The organism is Candidatus Thermoplasmatota archaeon, assembly GCA_034660695.1.
In the GTDB taxonomy this organism is placed as follows: Archaea; Thermoplasmatota; E2; order UBA202; family DSCA01; genus JAYEJS01.
The window spans coordinates 1-19311 of sequence record JAYEJS010000147.1; the positions used below are offsets into that span (position 1 = coordinate 1).

Here is a 19311-nt window from a genome sequence, read left to right on the forward strand (position 1 = left end):
AAAAAACAGTGCCGTTCGATGATTTTTGTGCTCGACAAACCAGCAGATTGCACGTATTTTGACTAAAGAGCTGGCGTATACTTCTCAATTTTCGGAGAAACGTCCATCAACTAACAAAGTAGTATTAGGTCACAGGCACAGAAAAAAGTTCGGACAACTCTGCGACACTTCGTGCCTTGCCTCGCCTTCGACTCGGTCATATAACAGCGGATATACGCTGCGGGCTGACGCCCCGCCCTTCGGGACATTCCTCCCTTCGATCGCAACATCGTATATGCTGGGAACGTTACCCGAAATGGCAAACCTATTGAAGGGGGAATAGATTGGTGGGCATTGGGATGAGGGGCATCCAAAAATCATTTGGTGCGCGGGTAAAAGTCCCTCTCAATATCCAGATTTCGATGATGAAGCAGATACGGATGATAGTCAAATATCAAAATATAAATATCAAATTATAATTACGATAAACATGATTGGAAGAAAGGCATTGTCCATAATAATCCTTTTTGCACTGGTATTGCCAATAGGCATGACAACCAATTTTCTCGGTATAGGCGAAAAGGGAAAATCCGATGCACCATACTCGGAAAACGCAGCATTTAATCCGCCCGATAATGTAACGATTGTAGTGGACATTATACGGGTGAGGGCAATGACAATGAAAGACTGCAATCCGGGGCTCTATTTCAAGATACTTATAGATGGCGAGAATTCTGTATGGTGGGAACAGGTTTATGAAGGAAATGATATATGGTTTGAATGGCCGACCGCCGCCAGAACCATTTCATATGATATCAATAAAACCATAAGCATACAGATAGAAGTCTGGGAGAAAAAGGCTGGGCAGGACATACCATGCGATATAAGCAAGGGGAAAAGTTCATATCTGGCTGGAAAGACCATCAATCTATTTTATGATATTAAGAGGGGGGAATGGACGGGAGACGATTACCTCGGCGATAAAAATGGATACGGTCACTGCTCCGGCTTTGAGGACGGAAACGAAAATGAAAACGATTGCGAAATATGGTTCGATATTTATCAATGGGGCTATGACGGATGGTGGGGCAGTGAGGACCGTTTGACGTACTGGGAGAAGGCTAACGTTTACGGGCTAAATGCATCAAGGAACTATGCGGGTGTGGACTTCAATGGCGATGGTCTGCCAATAGAATGGGAAGATAAATATGGATTTGACCCGTTTGCCGAAAATAATGCTTCGGAGCAAGACCCTGATAAAGACGGCTTGACGAATCTTGAGGAGTACAAAACATCTCAGTGGCTTTCCGATCCATTTGCACAGGATATCTTCATAGAGGTTGACGGCATGCAGGCAAAACATCCATGGCAAAAACCCTATACTCTCCCGAAGGAATCTCAACAACTGCTGTGCAATGCATTTGCGGGGCATAATATCACCATTCACATTGATGACGGAAGCATTGGAGGGGGTGGGGATTTGATTCCATATGATGACGGCATGACCGGCAGGGAGTTGATGGCTGCCCGCTATAAATATTTCCTCAATGAAGATGAGAATAACTGGAAAAGGGGGGTTTTCCATTATGCCATCATATGTAACCAGATGGAGTGGTACAGCCGACCCGCCGGAGGGAGAATGTTTTACATCGATAGCCATTGCGTCGGGGGGCAGTATATAAGAAACTGGGCATGGTCATTTTATCTCCAGAGAAGTAACTATTACAAAGCACTTGCAAGCGTGTTCATGCATGAACTGGGCCATACCCTCGGCTTAATGGCTTTTGAGGGTATTGATAATGAAAAATCACGTTTTCCTTGGAACAAGGAATACTGGGAGTGGGGCCCCTATGAGAGCTGCATGAATTATCGTTATGTTTACAAGCTGGTGGATTATTCCAACGGCGATGACCCCGACCATGACCAGGATGACTGGCATACCATAGATTTAACCCGCTTCACCGAAGAGGGCTGGTGAACGATTTAATGAAAGCGCAGGGAATATCTCTTATCCTTATTCTTCTCATTGTTAGTTCAATCTCAGGCTGTATCGCCAAAAATGATGATGAGCTTGATGACGATATAGAGAAAAATGGATGGAATATTTATGTAACGTATCCCGGAGAGGACGTAAGTACAGAAATGCATGTTACCTCCAGTCCCCATAAAAAAGATACGGATGGGGACGGCCTGACCGACTATGAGGAATGGTCTTCTTCAATGGGCGGTAGAACGAATCCCCGAGAAAAAGATACCGACAGGGACGGCCTGACCGACTATGAGGAAGCACAGCTGGGGACAGACCCCACTAGCTGGAGGCATGACTTGGGTAATGACAATGGTTGGTGGAAAGGGGATTACGAAGAGATAAAGTATTACCAAAGCAGGGGAATAGACCATGAAACAATTTTAGAGTTTCTTAAAAATCCTGATGTTGATGGGGACGGCGTTAAAGACGGTTATGACATCGATCCTTTGGCGAATCTGACAATTAAATTAACTATAGAAAGCATAAAAATAACGTCGGACATGAATGATAAAGATTACCTGCTCGAAATAATTTTTGACTTCGTGACCGATGGAGAATCAAATTCATCTACTTTAATTTACGTCCCGGTTGGAGTCAAATATTCAGTAAATATGAGCATGAAAGCCGATTTGAGCGATACGGGCATACCCGGGAAGTACAACAACAGCATCTCTCTCACTGTTATTGATGAAGATATGAGTGTTGATGAATACAGGCTGCTGGACCCCGATAAACTTCCTGATATGGATATCGTAAGAATTACTCCTTACGGTAGTTATGCAAACAGCGATTTTGATATTTCCTCGGATTGCAAGAGCTACCATCTAAGCGGATCGGATGGCGAGATATGGTTCAGTATAGAAGATGCAAGTATTCCCTGGTCCTAACTCACCACTTCCTTCAATTTTCCCTCAGCAGCAGCCATTTTTATCTCCATTGCTATTCTCCTTCCCGTAGAAATCCTTTTTCGCCATATTGTATTGCCGTACGGATGCCCCACGGACATATGCACGTTCGTTCCGCCGCCTATGCGGGGGGCCACATCATAAATATAAAAATTTAAGTCTTTATCTAGACATGTCTGCAAGCAGAACGGGCCAATTATGCCGTAATCGTAGTGTTTCTGAGTGGCTTTCACATACCTTTCCCCAAGTTCAAATACTTTCTCTAGTTGTGACTCCCTCAAGGTAGCGGAGTTATGGCCGCATACCGTATATTCCGGAATTTGCTGTTTCTCCGGTAAGGCAAGTTGTTGCTGGGCGGGAAGGCGGATGTGGCCGTCCAGGCTGCTTTCGAATCTCCAGTCAATTCCAAGCAACTCAAGTTCTTTGGTTAGGGGCGAGTAGAAGAAATCAAAATTGAATACAGGCCCTATGATATATCTCTCCGTTCTTGCCCTTTTCAAATCTTCTTCAATTATCACTTCCTGCTTAAGTAGCTGCTCAGATTTTTCCTTATACTCTCTGTATGATGAGCAAGTGAAAAAGCCACGTTCCAGCTTTTTTACCGCGTGGTGAAGTTTGACGATGCAGAGTTCGTCTATATTTCTTGGATCCTCTATTTTCTCTGGGAAGGGCATCCCTTCCTTTTCCAGCAACCAGTAATAATCCTTTTCTTCCGTTCTTTCCTCTGTGCGTAGTAAATTTCTGGAACCGAACATGGGAATACGGAAATTTTCTTCTATTTCATCGAGTTTGCAATACGACGTAAATGAGCGGTTAGGAATGAAAATCACATTCTCTTCGATTAGCCTATCCTGGTTCTTTTCGTGTAAAATTTCATTGAATTTTTCAAAAACCCATATTTCATCGACACATCCTTTCCATACAATGCCATTTTTTCTATGGGCCTTAAAATATTGTGCATATGTTTTTTCTCTACCTTTCTGGCATACGGCTAATGTTCTAAATCCTTCATCAATCGCCCCGTCGAATGTATCAAGGGCGGAATGAGATGCCACAGCCCCTATTTTTACGTTATCTGTATCATAATTTTCAAGTATGTTCCATATCCTTCCCCTTTCGATCATTTTAATCGCCAATAGTGAATAGCAAACGGGTTTTTAATTTCTATCTTTTGGCAATAGAAAAAGAATGATCTGCCTATTCCACATGTGCAATAGGATAAAAGGATACAGCCAATAAACCGAGAATGGCAAGGGCTATGCCCACTCCATACAAATCTGCGGCATAGCCTATCAATGGGGCCAGAATGCCTGCAATCAATGCTTTCATCAGCGATTCCGCACTCAAACCAGAAGCCATTGTTCTGTGAGATATCTGGTCGCTTATGTAACTCACATTCATGGGCCTTCGAAGATTTTTGAACAAATACAATAAGAGAAACAGAACTATGGACAGTAGAATGAGATAATTTATGCCTGTCTGCTTTGTACCGATAAGAAAAACTCCTGTCATGAGTATGATTAACGAACTCCCAATGAACGTTACATTTATGGCTAAAGGTAACTTTCCAATTTTTCCCATAATTTTATGGGAATTTTTTGAAGCAAGGCTGGTAAGCACGTATATGAAAAAATATACCATGCCTATCACTATCGCAGTTCTCTCCTCCCCGGTTAGAAAAAGGAACACCGGCATGGAAAGTGCAAACGACTTGACTATTGGCTGAAGGTAATTCTTTGATACTTCAAAAGAACCGTCGGAAAATGATGAATTTAATATTCCCTTCATGGCATTCCTGTTTCTAAACATCCCGGCAAACGCCTTTAATGTATCATACAGTTGCCCGCGCATCATCCCCTTCTTTCTTTCTCCATCCAGTTCTGTGGGGTACGTCCCAACATTAAGAATGTCTATCATATAAGGAATTATTGCTACGAGGAAAATTATTGCATAGTCTCCGGTATAAAATACTATGGCTGCGGCCGTAAGGGAATTTACAGCGGAACCGAACTGAGATGCTGCCCTGGTGTGCCCATAATATTCCACTTTTTTATCTTTCATATCATTTATTCTCAGGTATTCCAGTATCATGGCTTTGTGAGTTCCGATCCTGAAGGCATCCCCAAGGGCGTAGAGAACCATTGTGGTTGCGAAAACATAAAAATCCCGGAAAAAAAAGAATATGATAAATGACGTGATGTAGGACGAAAAAGACATGAGCATGGATTTTTTCCTGCCAAAGGCATCAGCGTATATTCCGGTGGGCAGCTCAAGAAGCGTGGTGGAAATCATGTGTATTGACACGAGGGCGCCTATCATTGCATAGGAAAGGCCTACAGAGAGAAAATAAAGAATGATGAATGGCTCGTAAAACTTGAGATTTTTAAGGAAGCCATAGAGAGCAAATCTGTAAAACATCCTCTCGTGGTATATATCAACGGGCACGTTATAAAATAAATTTTATGGTATATAGAACTGTCTGATTTATAAGTTGGGAGGCGGGTTCTCCATAGTGGGATAAAAAATTAATCAAGATGGAGAACCCAGTCAATAAAGCAATTCTCATATAAATTTTTTACGTTGCATATCATTCCGCAAATTTTAAATTTAGCAGATTGTTAGCAAAGTGGTAATATGAGCAAGCCCATAGGTGTCAGGATTGATGAAAGACAGGAAGGTATATGGAAGGCTTTCAAAACCTTTGTTGAGAGTAAACACGGGAAAAAGCATACTGTTTTAGGAAATGAGCTGGTTAAGGCATTGCAGATATATTTAGAGCTGAATACCAAGTCAGAGAGAAAAAAATTCGATAAAATAGAGACGCAGTTTATTACTCAAAGGGCAGGGGATATCGAAATAAAAGCAATAAAAGAAAACTCGTACGATTTGCTGAATACCATAACGGCGGTGAGGGGATACATCGATAATCTTGAATCCACGTATTTAAGCAAGAACGAACCCATCCCTGTGGGAGAGAGGGCAAAAATAAACAAGATAAAGCAACGGTTGGTTAAGGCACAGAATTTACTCCAGGATAGAATAGAAAGCATAGGTTAAATTGAAAAAACTAGGATTTCTCATAAATCCCATCGCAGGCATGGGCGGATGCGTCGGCCTGAAGGGCACGGATGGAATGGTCGAGGAAGCGATAAGGAGGGGGGCAAAGCCCATAGCTGCTGAAAGGGCAAAAAATTTTATTTCATATATCGAAAAAAAGTTTGAGATATATACCTGCTCATCTCCCATGGGCGAAAATATTTTAAAAAACTGTGGCATATGCGCATTTGTTGTATATAAGCCTTCTTTTCCCACCACGGCAGATGATACAAAAAATGCGGTTGCCAATATGAAAAATGTCGATTTAATTTTATTTGTTGGTGGCGATGGAACCGCAAGGGACATTCTGGAAGTAATAGGTACAGATATTCCATTACTTGGCATACCCTCTGGCGTGAAAATGTATTCCGCCGTTTTTGCACAGACTCCACGTCACGCTGCGGAGATAATAAACGAATTTGATAATGGACTGCCACTGGAAGAAAGAGAAATCGTAGATATAGATGAAGAATTATTTAGAAAAGGAAAGCTGGGTGTGTCTGTAATGGGGTACTGTCTCACTCCAGTGCATGAAAAAATTCAATCATCGAAAGGGTTTTTTTCAGGGGGCATAGAAACCAAGAAATTAATTGCGGAGCGTATTGCAGAAGAAATGGATGAAGAAACAACATATATCATAGGGGGAGGCAGTACAACATGGGAATTGAAAAAGGCCATTGGCATAGATGGCTCCCTGCTTGGTGTAGATGTGGTCAGAGGAAAGAAATTATTATGCCAGGATGCAGCAGAGGCAGATATTAAAAAATTACTGGGCAAGAAAAATAAAATAATTGTCAGCCCCCTCGGCGGCTACGGTTTTATATTCGGCAGGGGGAATGAGCAGATAAGCCCCGAAATAATAAAGAGAGTTGAAAAGGAAAATATAATCGTTATTTCGGCCCCGGAAAAAATTGTGAATCTCCCCTCTCTCAAAGTCGATACCGGGGACGAGGCCATCGATAAAAATTTGAAGGGATATATTAGGGTGGTAACAGGTTATGGAGAAAGCAAATTGATGCGGGTGGGGTGATTACATTCTTTTTTCTATGACTTTGCCAAGCCTCTTTATTCCCTCTGTTATTTTCTCATCTGATGGATTTGAGAAATTCAGACGCATAGAATTTGACCCTCCGCCGTCAACATAAAAAGCTCTTCCGTGCACGTAAGCGACTTTCTCTTTCAGGGCGTCTTTGAACATCTCTGCCGTGTCAATATGCTCCGGCAGCGTCGCCCACAAAAACATCCCGCCGTGCGGATGCGTCCATTTGCATCCTTCAGGGAAGTATTGCTCTAATGCGTCGAGCATGATGTCTCTTTTCCTCTTGTACATCTCTATTATGTGCGGGATGTGTCTGTCCATGAAACCATCTCGCATAAAACGATATGCAATTGCCTGCGTGAACGTTGGGGTACATAAATCCGTCGATTGCTTTGCAACAATCATTTTTTTTGCCACTGGTTCGGGGGCTACAACATATGCAAGGCGGAAGCCCGGAGAGAGAATTTTTGAGAACGTACCCATATATATAACATTTTCATTATACGCCCTTACAGGCTTCAATGGTTTGCCGTCGAAACGGAGTTTACCATAGGGGTCGTCCTCAATAAGCAGGAGATCATTTTCCTCCGCAATTTCTGCAATTCTTTTTCTTCTATCCTCGGACATTACCACCCCTGCAGGATTTTGAAATGTGGGTATGGTGTAAATAATTTTTGCATTCCCTCCCTTTCTCTTGCTCTCTTTTACTTTTTCTTCCAGTTCATCAACTTTCATTCCGTCATCATCCAGAGTAACGCCAACCATTTTTGCCCCGTATGCAAGAAAAGCATTTATCCCGCCGAGATATGTGGGCGAACCCAGAAATACCGTATCTCCTTCATTGAGAAAAACTCTGCCCGCCAGATCCAGTGCCTGTTGAGAACCGACCGTGATGAAAATGTTATCTTCATCCGCCTTAACTCCGTCTTTATTTACCATGGATGCTATTTCCCTCTTGAGTTTATCCAGGCCAGAAGTGGATCCATACTGGAGGGCAATTTTTCCTTCCTCTTCAAGCACATCGCATACAATTTTTTTAATGTCTTGTATGGGAAATGCATCAGGATTCGGCAAGCCACCAGCAAAAGATATAACCCCCACTCTTTGTGAAACTTCCAGCAATTCTCTTATTTCGGAAGATTTCATCCTTTTTACATGATCCGAATATAATTTTGTAATATCCATTGTTGGATGAATACGAGATTTCCTTAAATTTATTTCCTGAGTAATGACAGCACGGAACATTCTTTTGGCATACCTGCTTTCATAACCAAAATTTACATGACAATACTCAATCCAGCCAGTATTTTGGAATCAGATTGAATACCATTACCTCTATTTCATTTCCATCATCGCTTCTCTCTCCGTACGTAACGGCCCTTACCATATGATTGAACATTGCTACTTTTCCATATTTGTATTCGTACGGATTATCTTCGGACACACCTCTCAATTCTCCGTCAAAATAGAACTCAACCCTCTCGATGGATTCATTTGATAATATTTCCACACGTGCATTTATTCTTTCAAAAACTATGGTACAGTGGTTTTCCAGTTCCATTATCTTCCTGCCGCCAAAATAAATCGCCCCTCTTTCGGGCTCTACAATTCTGGTATATATTGGCACATCTATATCTGCAATACCGCTTAGGGTTGCAACAGCAAGCTTGCACAGCTGATATTGACATGCTCTATGGTGTCCTGGGGAGAGTGATAGTGGGGGTTAAACTCATATTCCAGGAAGAATACACCTTCATACCCGTAGTTAAGGAATGACTGGTGGTCGCTCCCCGGGAAATTACGTTGCCTTAATATGCCCAGTTCTATGTAATTGCCGTACATATCAATCATGTCCTGTGCTATATCTGTAATCCATGTTGATTCACCGTTGGTGGAAAGCCTTATTATATTTCCCCCTCTCCTGCTCACTGCATGCCCTACTCCGTCAAGCTGGATATCTGCGATTATTCTTTCTCCATGTTTGTAAGCATCTCTCGCATATGCGCTGCTTCCATAGAGGCCGTTTTTCTCACCGGAGAAGGCGACAAATTTTACCGTATGTTTGAATGCGTACTCACTGAATATTTTTGCAGCCATGAGCAGACAGGATATACCAGAACCATCATCATCTGCGCCCGGCGATACATCCGTGCAGAGATGACAACGGTGAAGTTGGTACTGCCGGGGAGCGTGGCAACCATATTTTTTCCTTCCAGCCCTTTCATTTTCCATTCCTTGTAGGATACGTTCGGCCAATAGCTCTGAAACTCGTCGTATATAAATTCCGCCACGGCATTGCATTCCTGGCTGCCCGTAGGGTGCGGTCCAAAATCCTGTATCGTTTTATCATAATGGTAAAGGGCTTCCTCGCTCACTTCGTTTATGATTTCCAGTATTTTATCGCCGCTATATGCAGGGTAACTGTTTAAAACACTCGAGTAAGGGTATGGGGGCAGCAATAATAATCAGGGCTGCCATAAGGGCAATCTTTCTCACAATCTGTTAAAAAATGCTCGTATTTATATTTTGGCGAACACCATAAGTTGAACCATCTACGGCTATGATGCAATTATTTTAGAAAAACATTTTAAGCAACAGCCAATGCATCGATGTTAATGACAAATGCTTTCGTCTATCTAATCGAATTCATGGTCGGTCTTGTTCTTTTAATTAAAGGAAACGATATATTCATTGATGGGGCGGCGGGGTTGGCAAAAAAATTGGGCATTTCAGAACATATGATCGGTTTAACACTTGTAGCGTTTGCAACTTCATTGCCCGAGCTGGCAGTTTCATCGATTGCATCTTTTAATAGAGAAGAGGGTATAGCAATAGGCACTGTTGTCGGCTCAAATGTTGCAAATATATGCCTTGTATTGGGCGTTGCCGCCCTCATCATGCAGTTGAAAACAACCAGAGAAACGAGAAGAGACGCAATTTTTATGACGGCAGTGGCATTCCTGTTATTTGGATCTATTGCAATTGATAAAAGGATAGACAGATATGACAGCCTGATTTTCTTATCAATCTACGCATTTTTTATTTATTACTTGTATAAAACACATAAGGAAAATAATGAAATAAGGGCGGGGCAGGGAGGATATGCGAAAGAAACTGCTTTTGTTATTTTCGGCTCTGTCGGTGTTGTTCTGGGGGCACATTTTTTGGTAGAATCCGGCGCTGGCATAGCCGAATTTTTCGGGATATCTCAGCTGGTTATAGGCCTGTCAATGGTGGCGGTCGGCACATCTCTTCCAGAGTTATCAAGCTCGATAACGGCTGCAATAAAAAGGAAGCATGGTATTGCAGTGGGCAATATTATTGGGAGCAACATAATAAATATTTTGCTCGTGCTTGGGATAGCAGGTGCAATTAATCCTATCGGGGCTGAGGAGACGTTGTATGTAACTGTGCCATTTCTATTGTTTGTATCACTGATAACGGCCTTTTTTGCCGGAAGGAAAATTGGAGTGAAACATGGTGTTTTTCTGTTATTCCTGTACGGATGCTTTATAGTGTCAATCTTTCTATAAACTAATGGCAATGCCAACCCATCAAAAAAATTTAAGTATGACCCGCCAATTACCCACCCGATAACCATGAAGGAGATAATGAAAGAGGAGCAGGTTTTCCGGCCGTCAGAAGAATTTAGAAAAAATGCATGGGTAAAGGACGAAAGCGTGTATAAGGAAGGAGAAAACTACGAGTTATTTTGGGAGAAAAGAGCGGAAGAACTGATTGACTGGTACAAAAAATGGGATAAAGTATTGGTTAAGGATCCTCCTTATTATAAATGGTTTGTGAACGGAAAGTTGAATATTTCCTATAATTGTCTGGATAGATGGATAGAGAAAGGCAAAGGCGATAAAATTGCCTACGTATGGGAAGGAGAGAAAGGAGAAGTAAAGACGTTTACCTATAAGGAATTGCATAGGGAAGTAAACAAGTTTGCAAATGTTTTGAAGAATCTTGGCGTAAAAAAGGGAGATGTTGTTTCCATATTCCTTCCAATGATACCCGAGTTACCAATAGCAATGCTCGCCTGCGCCAGGATCGGCGCCCCCCATTCGGCTGTTTTTGCGGGTTTCAGTGCCGAGTCGTTAAAGGGCAGGATGGTCGATGCCGAATCAAAGTATGTTATTACATGTGACGGTTATTTCAGGAGAGGAAAGTTGATAGACCATAAGAAAAAGACTGATGAGGGTATAGAGGGGCTGGATGCAAAAGCCATAGTCGTAAAGCGCGGAGGAAATGAAATTTCGATGGAGGAGGGGAGGGATTACTGGTGGCATGAGTTGATGAATAATGCATCTGAAACATGTAAGCCGGAAGTTATGGATGCTGAGGACTTGCTATTTTTGATGTATACTTCGGGAACGACAGGCAAACCAAAAGGAGTGATGCATACGACCGGCGGATACATTGTCGGCGCCGCAACAACGATGAAGTGGGTCTTTGATATCAAAGATGATGTGTACTGGTGCACCGCCGACATCGGCTGGATAACGGGGCACAGCTATATCGTGTACGGTCCGCTTGCACTGGGGGCTACAAGTATCATGTACGAGGGAGTGCCTGACTACCCAAATCCAGATAGATGGTGGGAAATTATTGAAAAACACAAGGTAACGATTCTTTATACGGCTCCCACGGCAATAAGAATGTGTATGAAGTACGGTGAAAAATGGGTGGATATGCACGATTTGAGCAGTCTTCGCCTGCTCGGGAGCGTTGGCGAACCAATCAACCCGGAGGCATGGCTCTGGTATTATAATGTCGTCGGTAAAGGAAGATGCCCGATTGTTGATACCTGGTGGATGACCGAGACGGGAATGCACATTGTAACTCCATTGCCTGGCATAACAAAACTTAAGCCCGGCTCAGCCACGTTTACATTTCCGGGGGTAAAAGCAGAGGTAATGGATGAGAATGGAGTTGTTCCACCGGGAGAGAAAGGAGAGCTGGTAATAACGACACCGTGGCCTTCCATGTTGAGGGGGTTGTATAATGCACATGATAAGTACGTTGAGGAATACTGGTCAAAATACGGCATGGGTAATTTTTATACTGGAGACGGTGCAATTATTGATGAAGATGGATATTTATGGCTTCTTGGCAGGGTTGGGGATGTGCTTAACGTTGCAGGTCATCGTCTCGGAACCGCTGAAGTGGAAAGTGCCCTTGTAGACCATCCTTCAGTTGCAGAATCTGCGGTTGTGGGCATTCCCCATGAAATAAAAGGGCAGGTTCCGTTTGCATATGTAGTGTTGAGGCAGGGTTATTTTCCATCTGATGAACTGAAAAAAGAGCTCATCGCTCATGTCACGAAACTCATAGGGCCGACGGCACGCCCAAGTGACATTCTTTTCGTTGAAGATTTGCCGAAGACCAGAAGCGGAAAGATAATGAGGAGAATACTCAAAAATCTTGCATCTGGAGAGGAAAAAATAGGTGATATCTCTACACTGCAAAACCCGGAAATCGTGGAAGAGATACACAGGGACTTGAGGAAAAACCGCTTCAATTAGCCCAATCCCGCCTCTTTCATTCTTCTTATTTTTGCTCTCAGTCAAAGTAAACGATTTTTAAAAGCTCAAAGCGGTACTCAAACCAAAAATATTCTGGAGCTCCTGGTCTTATTACTTCAGGATTTTTCTATTTTCCATTTCCTCAATTTTTTTCCTGACCGCATCTTTGCAAAATTCTGCCACACTTGTATATCCAAGCTCAGGATTCCCTTCAATTATTTTCTTTATTTTTGCATGAAATTTTCTTGGCAATGATACTGTAGTATGCTTGTATTCCACCATTATAATCGAAAATATATAACGAGGAATGTATATATAATGCTTTGTCCTCACATGACAATTTTGTGCTTACAGAACAACTTTGTAATGGTTGTAATGGCAAAGCCACTGCAAAACGGAATTCAAATTTACGAAATTCAAATTTTTATAACTTTATATAAATTAAAAAATATAATTTTAAATATAATTTTAAATTGCTAGTAAGTTATTTATACCTATTTTGCATTATAGTATTGACGGCTCCGGCGGAATGATAAAAGAACCTCACCGGAGAGAGTCAAAAGAGAGGTGATAATAATGAGAAGGATAGGAACTTTTGCGATAGCTTCGACGATGCTTTTCAGTGCTCTAATAGCCCCTTCAATAGTGTCAGAAGCTGCAACGCATGGCGGCAATGCTCCGGATAACCTTGTGATAACCTCGGTAACAATGAGCGACTATAATCTCAAGTGCCGGGCACTTGGCGGTGATACTGTTGATATTTGTGTAGAGGTAAAGAACCAAGGTAGCGATACCATTACCGAGGATTTCCAAGTGTTTATTTTTGTCGATACAGTCACACACATAGACACACAATCAGTAACCACTAACATTGCTCCCGGACAAACTCATCGTGTCCATTTCTACACTGAGGATATAAATGCAGAGATAGGAGACCATACGCTTGATGCGTACATTAATGATGATGGTAGCGCACGCGGATACTGTACGTTCGAGGTCACACTTTTGGGTATAGGAAATAGTTAGAACATAATCGATATAAACCAGTTATGAGAAAATTCTCTCTTTCTCTCTTTCTTTAAAGTAACATTCGAAAAAGTAATATAAATATGTCAGATACAAATAGGAGGAATAAAAAATGAAAGTAATCTATGCCTTGTTGGTTATCACTATTTTGGTTATTCCATCATATGGAATTGGAAGTGAATATAACAATATTTTACAAATTAATAATGATGCACCTGATGCCTCATCTAATTCAGCGATATGTGAATACAATAATAGTTCATTTCATGGAATAACATCGGGAAACAATGCAAACTGGTATGTGATAAAGTTTTCATCGCCTTCGCCAATCAATGTTACCCAGATGTATATCAAACGCACTTACAGGTGTGAGAACATTAGAATAGAATGGGACGGATATATACTTACCAATCGTACATGGTCTTCGGATGGGGGAACAATACTTGAGGGGCTTAATGAAAGTGAATCGTTTTTCCATATCAAGCTTGGACCCTTTAATTATACCTATGACAATCTTCACAGGTATACCCACGAGAACCTTACTGGTGGGAAGTCATGGCGGTGGAATTTTACCATTTCTCACGGCACATGGTACCTTATATGCTTCGTCGGTGAAACAGCTGAATGCACACAAGAAGTGTATTTCAATACCACCAATAGTGATATAGAGTTTCTTGCCACAACTGAAGGAGTAGGTACCCACATATTGCTGCCTGAGGATTTCATAGGAAATCTGAATATAAAACGGGGCTACAACATGACAGGGGTACTCAACGGAAAGAAATCAATTATGGTAAATAATACATTCATAGGAATTCACTATTCGCTGTTTAAATGGCCTTGCCGGGGGTTTGAAAGATTCCGATGTACTTATCCAGATGGAAACACGGAAACATTCACTTTGCTTTCTTTAGCCAATCGTAAAATAGTTTTGAGTGACTTCTCCCAAAGACTTATTATTGGAAAAGGGGGGATATGGAAATTTGGATTGGACCTGCTGATGTTCCCCGGTAAATTACCAGATGGAAACTATTTTGCTCCCGGATTTGGAATGGGTCTAGTTTATGCTGACGTAAAATTGCCGTAATAACCATTTTTTTCTTCCCAATTTTTGTTGGGGTGAAACGAAAAGTATAGATATACCTATGTCTATAACATTTCATGGATTTCACTACGCTTACCATACTTGCGATACTCTCGTTTATCCTGGCATGGTTTGGCATTATGATTTTTACGACGAATCCTAAGGAGGAAGAAGAGACGGTTACGGCGGCTGATGCAATAGCCGGCAATGCTGAAAAAAATATGGTGAATGAGGTAAACGAAAGCAGTATACAAAAAGTTGCAAAAATTGCAGAAAATACGGTTGAAACAGACCGTGATGTTGATGTTGGCATGTACCGTGACTTGGTTGAAAAATACAGCAACATGGTAGCCCACCTCAAGGATAAAATAGATATGCTGGAAAACCCAAAAGGTTTTTCTGGAGTCTCAAACGATAAGCTGATCGACTGGATTTTGGATTTAAGAAGAGAAAATGAATATCTAAAATTGCAACTTACCAAATTTGAAGGAGATAAAATGGTATATGAAGGAGGCATGGGGGGATTACCTGATTCGCAACCTAATTTAAAATATGAAAATATAAAACTCAAGGAAAAGCTGGATGGGCAGATTGATAGGGCATCCAGACTGGAAAAAGAAATTGAGGAGATGAAGAGCGGGTTGAATTATTATAGGGAGATAGTTAACAAATTACAGGGCAACTATACGGTAATTAATAAATATAATTATAGGACATGCATCCGCGATCCCAACACGGGAGAATTTCAATACGAGCTTGTAAAATTCCCTCCCGACTTTGATCCGTTCAATCCGACTTATATCACCAGGGATGGAACCGAAATATACGAGCGATTTGGTATAAAAATTCCAACAAAACTTGGGGATATTGTGAGAGAAGAATTCAGAAAAAGTGCGGAATACTGGGAAGAGGATACGGGCGTTGACTGGAAATTGGGCCGATAAGTGCCAATAATTTTGGTATGGAAAACTGGACAGAAAAGTATAGGCCGAAAAGTTTGGGCGGGATAGTTGGTAATTATAATGCTATAGAGAAGTTGAGGAGATGGGGTGAGCGATGGGCGAATGGTAGTCCTCAAACAAAAGCTGTTATTCTTTCTGGAAAGGCAGGGGTCGGAAAAACATCCTCTGCCTACGCCCTTGCAAACGATTTTGGATGGCAGGTGGTAGAATTAAACGCCTCTGATACGAGAAGCGGCGATGCAATAAGAAAGGTGGCTCTCTCCGGGGCAGTTAACGAGACATTTACAAAATACGGTGAATACACCCCTTTCAGTTCTGGCGGCAGGAAATTAATTATACTGGACGAGGCGGATAATCTTTATGAAAGTAAGGGCGACTGGGGGGGAAAAAGGGCAATAGTTGAAACCATAAAGGAAACGAAGCAGCCCATAGTGTTGATAGTGAACGATTACTACCAACTGGTGAAAGGAGGTGGAACGGCGTTTAAGACTTTATGCGAGTACATAAAATTTGATGGGGTGGGAGAAGAAATGAAGGGATTGTTAAAAAGCATATGCAGACATGAGGGAGTTGATGTTGCAGACGACATTATAAAATTCATCATTTCTCGTTCGGAAGGAGATGTAAGAGGGGCAATAAATGATTTGCAGACTGTGTGCCAGGGAAGGAAAAAAGTTGGCATGGATGTGGTAACCTCAATCGGCCACAGGAACAAAGAAAAGGAAATATTCGGTGCCATCAGAGAAATACTCAGGGCAAGAGATTTTAAAACCGCAGGCGAGGTAGCACGCAGCACAAATGAACCCCCGGACTATCTAATATTGTGGATGGATGAAAATCTGCCGATAGAATATAAGAGCCCCTTGGACGTTGAAAGGGCATATCGTTTTTTATCGGCAGCAGATATTTTTCTTGGCAGGACAAGGCGGCGCCAGCACTATGCCCTCTGGAAATATGCTAGTGATCTCATGTCCGGCGGTGTTGCGGTTTCGAAAAGCCGTTTTTATACGGCATACCCCAGGTACTCTTTTCCATTGTGGCTCAAGAAGATGGGGGCAAGTAAATCGATAAGAACGTGCAGGAGGGAAGTTGAGGGAAAGATTGGAAGGTATGCACACATGTCCGGGGAAAAAAGCAGGGAATTAATTCCTACAATCAGAAACATTTTTAAATCCAACACGAGAATTGCCATTGAACTGATGAGAAAGCTTGAACTGTCGGAGGATGAGTTGTCATTGTTAATGGAAAAAAATATGGCAAAAAAAATTATGGACATGGCTAAAAAGGAGCAACCTGCTGATAGTGACGCAGCGCAACAGCAGAGCATTTTTGATTTCTAGAGAAAACTATATAGTGGACAAATCAATAATAATGGGTGGTGATGCACTGTGATGAGGGAGCAGGCTGAGAAACGCATAAAGGAATTAAGGGAACTCATACGGCATCATAATTACCTTTATTATGTCTTGAATAAACCGGAGATATCCGATGCAGAATATGACAAATTGATGAACGAGTTAAATGAATTGGAACGCGAATTTCTTGATTTGGTGACACCCGACTCACCAACACAGCGTGTCGGTGCCTTCCCGGCAGAGCAATTCAAGACGGTCGGGCACATCAAACCAATGCTCAGTCTGGATACTGCCATGGATGAAGAGGAAATCCGGAGATTTGATGAAAGAGTGAAAAAAGAAACCGGTGTTGAAAATGTAAAATATGTGGCAGAGCCAAAGCTGGATGGTCTGTCGGTTGAATTGATTTATGAAGATGGAAAACTCGTCAGGTGCTCTACAAGGGGAGACGGTATAAATGGAGAGGAGGTGACAGAAAATATAAAAACGATAAGGCCTGTGCCTTTGATTCTAAGGGGCAGCGAGATTCAAATTCCGAAAATGATAGCGATGCGCGGCGAGGTCGTAATGCATATAAATGCCTTTGAAGAGCTGAACAAAAAATTGATTGAAAGAGGGGAACAGCCGATGGCAAATCCCAGAAATGCAGCTGCCGGCTCGCTTCGCCGCCTTGACCCAAAAGAAACGGCGGAACGTCCCCTCGATATATTCTTTTATGAAATACTGGGCATGGAAGGATATACTATTGAGACGCAATGGCAGGCCCTTCAATCGCTTAAAAAATGGGGGCTTAAAATAAATCCACTGGTAAGAAAATGCGAAGATATTGGGGAAGCAATCGATTATCATGATGAAATGGCTGAAATGAGGGAAAAACTTTCATACGAAATTGATGGGGTTGTCATCAAGGTTGACACGATTGAGTATCAGAAAATGATGGGCACGAAGGCTCGCTCCCCGAGATGGGCAATTGCGTACAAGTTTCCCCCGAGGGAAGAGGTAACTGAAATAGTGGACATAGTTGTTCAGGTGGGACGCACGGGGACATTGACACCAGTGGCGTTGCTGAAGCCTGTGGACGTGAAAGGCGTTACCGTTTCGAGGGCAACGCTGCATAACCAGGATTTTATTGAACAGATGGGCACTCGCATTGGCGACACGGTGAAGGTCGCCAGGGCGGGAGATGTCATACCAGAAGTTGTTGACGTGATAAAAGAAAAAAGAACGGGGAGGGAAAGGAAGTTTCATATTCCTGAGAGGTGCCCCGTGTGCAATGCAGATGTGGTGAAAGATGGGGCATTTTACAGATGCACTGGCGGATTATCATGTCCGGCTCAGTTGAAAAGGGCTATTGTTCATTTTGCTTCCAAGGGGGCAATGGATATCGAAGGATTGGGCAAAAAAACGGTTTATTTACTCGTTGATGAGGGGATTTTGGAAAAAGTCAGCGACATCTATATGTTGAAGAAAGAAGATTTGCTGAAATTGCCGCGTTTTGCCGAAAAATCTGCGGATAATTTGATAAAAGCTATTGAAAAAAGTAAAAGTATGCCTTTGGCACGATTTATTTATGCTCTGGGCATACCAAATGTTGGAGAGCATGTTGCCCGTCTGCTCGCCAAAAAATTTGGCAGCCTTGACAGCTTGATGAAAGCAAGCAGAGAAGACCTGCTGTCTGTATACGAAATTGGGCTGGAGATAGCTGAGAGCATTGTAGCATTCTTTAACGAAGAGCACAATAAAGAAGAAATTGAGAGGATGGGGAAGGCGGGCGTGAAGGCAGTATCCGTTGTTGAAGAAAAAAAGGAGAAGGAAATTTTAAAAGGGAAGACATTTGTTTTTACCGGTGCTTTGAAGGAATTTTCGCGTGATGGGGCAAAAATGATTGTTGAGGAGTTGGGAGGGAGGGTTTCTTCAAGCGTGAGTAAAGTTACAGACTACGTTGTTGTGGGTGAGAACCCGGGCTCGAAATACGAAAAAGCAAAAAAGCTTGAGATCAAAATAATAAGCGAAGAAGAATTCAAAAAGTTGATTGGAAGATAGGAGTGATAAGAGAGAATGGGTGTTAAGTGATGGCCTGTAACATTTTGTGTGTGGGGTTTTAAATCCTGCATTTTTTAGGAGCAGAGAAATAAACTTTGGAATTATTTTCTCAGGTTTACATAACTATAAAATGTTTCGTTTAGTCAAAATGGAGTGAGAATCCTCTGGGCTTCAGCCCAGAGATGAATCACTCCACAATACTTTTTACTACGTTCCAGTTGGATACATAGTCCCAAGCCCAACCAGAACATGGTTGTAATTAGCT

At 42.1% G+C, this 19311-nt stretch carries 19 protein-coding genes; 12 read left to right on the forward strand and 7 right to left on the reverse strand.

Features of this window, described 5'->3' with window-relative positions:
* Positions 1–58 precede the first annotated feature (58 nt).
* From U9O96_07865 to U9O96_07875, 3 genes are all read left to right on the forward strand, one after another.
* Complete coding sequence (locus tag U9O96_07865; protein ID MEA2055000.1) at positions 59–322, forward strand: hypothetical protein; 264 nt, start codon at positions 59–61, stop codon at positions 320–322.
* A gap of 147 nt (positions 323–469) precedes the next feature.
* Positions 470–1957, forward strand: a complete 1488-nt coding sequence (locus U9O96_07870; GenBank protein MEA2055001.1) for a hypothetical protein — start codon at positions 470–472, stop codon at positions 1955–1957.
* An 8-nt stretch (positions 1958–1965) separates the two neighbouring features.
* On the forward strand, positions 1966–2895 hold the full coding sequence (locus U9O96_07875) for a hypothetical protein (protein MEA2055002.1): 930 nt from the start codon (positions 1966–1968) through the stop codon (positions 2893–2895).
* On the opposite strand, the gene U9O96_07880 is transcribed toward U9O96_07875, so the two are convergent.
* Both U9O96_07880 and U9O96_07885 read right to left on the reverse strand, forming a co-directional pair.
* Complete coding sequence (locus tag U9O96_07880) at positions 2892–4037, reverse strand: formate--phosphoribosylaminoimidazolecarboxamide ligase family protein (protein MEA2055003.1); 1146 nt, start codon at positions 4035–4037, stop codon at positions 2892–2894. The genes U9O96_07875 and U9O96_07880 overlap by 4 nt on opposite strands.
* 73 nt (positions 4038–4110) lie before the next feature.
* Positions 4111–5358 carry an MFS transporter gene (locus U9O96_07885; protein MEA2055004.1) on the reverse strand — a complete coding sequence of 416 codons (1248 nt, stop codon included), beginning with the start codon at positions 5356–5358 and terminating at the stop codon, positions 4111–4113.
* A 189-nt stretch (positions 5359–5547) separates the two neighbouring features.
* On the opposite strand from U9O96_07885, the gene U9O96_07890 reads away from it, so the two are divergent.
* Together U9O96_07890 and U9O96_07895 are read left to right on the forward strand one after the other, a co-directional pair.
* Positions 5548–5970: a hypothetical protein gene (locus tag U9O96_07890; GenBank protein MEA2055005.1), complete on the forward strand. Its 423-nt coding sequence runs from the start codon at positions 5548–5550 to the stop codon at positions 5968–5970.
* Between the two features lies 1 nt (position 5971).
* Complete coding sequence (locus U9O96_07895; protein ID MEA2055006.1) at positions 5972–7039, forward strand: ATP-NAD kinase family protein; 1068 nt, start codon at positions 5972–5974, stop codon at positions 7037–7039.
* On the opposite strand, the gene U9O96_07900 is transcribed toward U9O96_07895, so the two are convergent.
* From U9O96_07900 to U9O96_07915, 4 genes are all read right to left on the reverse strand, one after another.
* Positions 7040–8233 carry a PLP-dependent aminotransferase family protein gene (locus U9O96_07900; protein MEA2055007.1) on the reverse strand — a complete coding sequence of 398 codons (1194 nt, stop codon included), beginning with the start codon at positions 8231–8233 and terminating at the stop codon, positions 7040–7042.
* Positions 8234–8339: 106 nt separating this feature from the next.
* Positions 8340–8675 carry a hypothetical protein gene (locus U9O96_07905; protein ID MEA2055008.1) on the reverse strand — a complete coding sequence of 112 codons (336 nt, stop codon included), beginning with the start codon at positions 8673–8675 and terminating at the stop codon, positions 8340–8342.
* 20 nt (positions 8676–8695) lie between these two features.
* The gene (locus U9O96_07910) at positions 8696–9145 is read right to left on the reverse strand and encodes a M28 family peptidase (GenBank protein MEA2055009.1); all 450 of its coding nucleotides are present in this window, start codon (positions 9143–9145) and stop codon (positions 8696–8698) included.
* Positions 9100–9507: a hypothetical protein gene (locus tag U9O96_07915; protein ID MEA2055010.1), complete on the reverse strand. Its 408-nt coding sequence runs from the start codon at positions 9505–9507 to the stop codon at positions 9100–9102. Before U9O96_07915 ends, U9O96_07910 begins: the two co-directional genes overlap by 46 nt.
* Positions 9508–9663: 156 nt before the next feature.
* Between U9O96_07915 and U9O96_07920 the strand changes: the two genes are divergently transcribed.
* Positions 9664–10581 carry a calcium/sodium antiporter gene (locus U9O96_07920; GenBank protein ID MEA2055011.1) on the forward strand — a complete coding sequence of 306 codons (918 nt, stop codon included), beginning with the start codon at positions 9664–9666 and terminating at the stop codon, positions 10579–10581.
* A 66-nt stretch (positions 10582–10647) separates the two neighbouring features.
* On the forward strand, positions 10648–12576 hold the full coding sequence (gene acs, locus U9O96_07925; protein ID MEA2055012.1) for an acetate--CoA ligase: 1929 nt from the start codon (positions 10648–10650) through the stop codon (positions 12574–12576).
* 111 nt (positions 12577–12687) lie between these two features.
* Here the strand turns inward: acs and U9O96_07930 are convergent, their stop codons facing one another.
* Positions 12688–12858: a ribbon-helix-helix domain-containing protein gene (locus U9O96_07930; protein MEA2055013.1), complete on the reverse strand. Its 171-nt coding sequence runs from the start codon at positions 12856–12858 to the stop codon at positions 12688–12690.
* A 294-nt stretch (positions 12859–13152) separates the two neighbouring features.
* Here U9O96_07930 and U9O96_07935 point away from each other — a divergent pair, with 294 nt between their 5' ends.
* The 5 genes from U9O96_07935 (at position 13153) to ligA (ending at position 19046) form a co-directional block, all read left to right on the forward strand.
* Positions 13153–13602 (forward strand): CARDB domain-containing protein, encoded by a 450-nt coding sequence (locus U9O96_07935; protein ID MEA2055014.1) that lies wholly within the window; start codon positions 13153–13155, stop codon positions 13600–13602.
* 112 nt (positions 13603–13714) lie between these two features.
* On the forward strand, positions 13715–14689 hold the full coding sequence (locus U9O96_07940) for a hypothetical protein (GenBank protein MEA2055015.1): 975 nt from the start codon (positions 13715–13717) through the stop codon (positions 14687–14689).
* Between the two features lie 74 nt (positions 14690–14763).
* Entirely contained in the window at positions 14764–15630 is an 867-nt protein-coding gene (locus tag U9O96_07945) for a hypothetical protein (protein MEA2055016.1), read from the forward strand.
* Positions 15631–15647: 17 nt separating this feature from the next.
* On the forward strand, positions 15648–16988 hold the full coding sequence (locus U9O96_07950; protein ID MEA2055017.1) for a replication factor C large subunit: 1341 nt from the start codon (positions 15648–15650) through the stop codon (positions 16986–16988).
* Between the two features lie 51 nt (positions 16989–17039).
* Complete coding sequence (gene ligA, locus U9O96_07955) at positions 17040–19046, forward strand: NAD-dependent DNA ligase LigA (GenBank protein ID MEA2055018.1); 2007 nt, start codon at positions 17040–17042, stop codon at positions 19044–19046.
* Positions 19047–19311 lie beyond the last annotated feature (265 nt).

What these genes read in the sequence shown, in the direction of transcription:
- U9O96_07870 (MEA2055001.1), top strand. Translation starts at nt 470, where the DNA reads ATGATTGGAAGAAAGGCATTGTCCATAATAATCCTTTTTGCACTGGTA.
- U9O96_07875 (MEA2055002.1), top strand. Translation starts at nt 1,966, where the DNA reads ATGAAAGCGCAGGGAATATCTCTTATCCTTATTCTTCTCATTGTTAGT.
- U9O96_07880 (MEA2055003.1), bottom strand. Translation starts at nt 4,037, where the DNA reads ATGATCGAAAGGGGAAGGATATGGAACATACTTGAAAATTATGATACA.
- U9O96_07890 (MEA2055005.1), top strand. Translation starts at nt 5,548, where the DNA reads ATGAGCAAGCCCATAGGTGTCAGGATTGATGAAAGACAGGAAGGTATA.
- U9O96_07900 (MEA2055007.1), bottom strand. Translation starts at nt 8,233, where the DNA reads ATGGATATTACAAAATTATATTCGGATCATGTAAAAAGGATGAAATCT.
- U9O96_07910 (MEA2055009.1), bottom strand. Translation starts at nt 9,145, where the DNA reads ATGGCTGCAAAAATATTCAGTGAGTACGCATTCAAACATACGGTAAAA.
- U9O96_07920 (MEA2055011.1), top strand. Translation starts at nt 9,664, where the DNA reads ATGACAAATGCTTTCGTCTATCTAATCGAATTCATGGTCGGTCTTGTT.
- acs (MEA2055012.1), top strand. Translation starts at nt 10,648, where the DNA reads ATGAAGGAGATAATGAAAGAGGAGCAGGTTTTCCGGCCGTCAGAAGAA.
- U9O96_07930 (MEA2055013.1), bottom strand. Translation starts at nt 12,858, where the DNA reads ATGGTGGAATACAAGCATACTACAGTATCATTGCCAAGAAAATTTCAT.
- U9O96_07935 (MEA2055014.1), top strand. Translation starts at nt 13,153, where the DNA reads ATGAGAAGGATAGGAACTTTTGCGATAGCTTCGACGATGCTTTTCAGT.
- U9O96_07940 (MEA2055015.1), top strand. Translation starts at nt 13,715, where the DNA reads ATGAAAGTAATCTATGCCTTGTTGGTTATCACTATTTTGGTTATTCCA.
- U9O96_07945 (MEA2055016.1), top strand. Translation starts at nt 14,764, where the DNA reads ATGGATTTCACTACGCTTACCATACTTGCGATACTCTCGTTTATCCTG.
- U9O96_07950 (MEA2055017.1), top strand. Translation starts at nt 15,648, where the DNA reads ATGGAAAACTGGACAGAAAAGTATAGGCCGAAAAGTTTGGGCGGGATA.
- ligA (MEA2055018.1), top strand. Translation starts at nt 17,040, where the DNA reads ATGAGGGAGCAGGCTGAGAAACGCATAAAGGAATTAAGGGAACTCATA.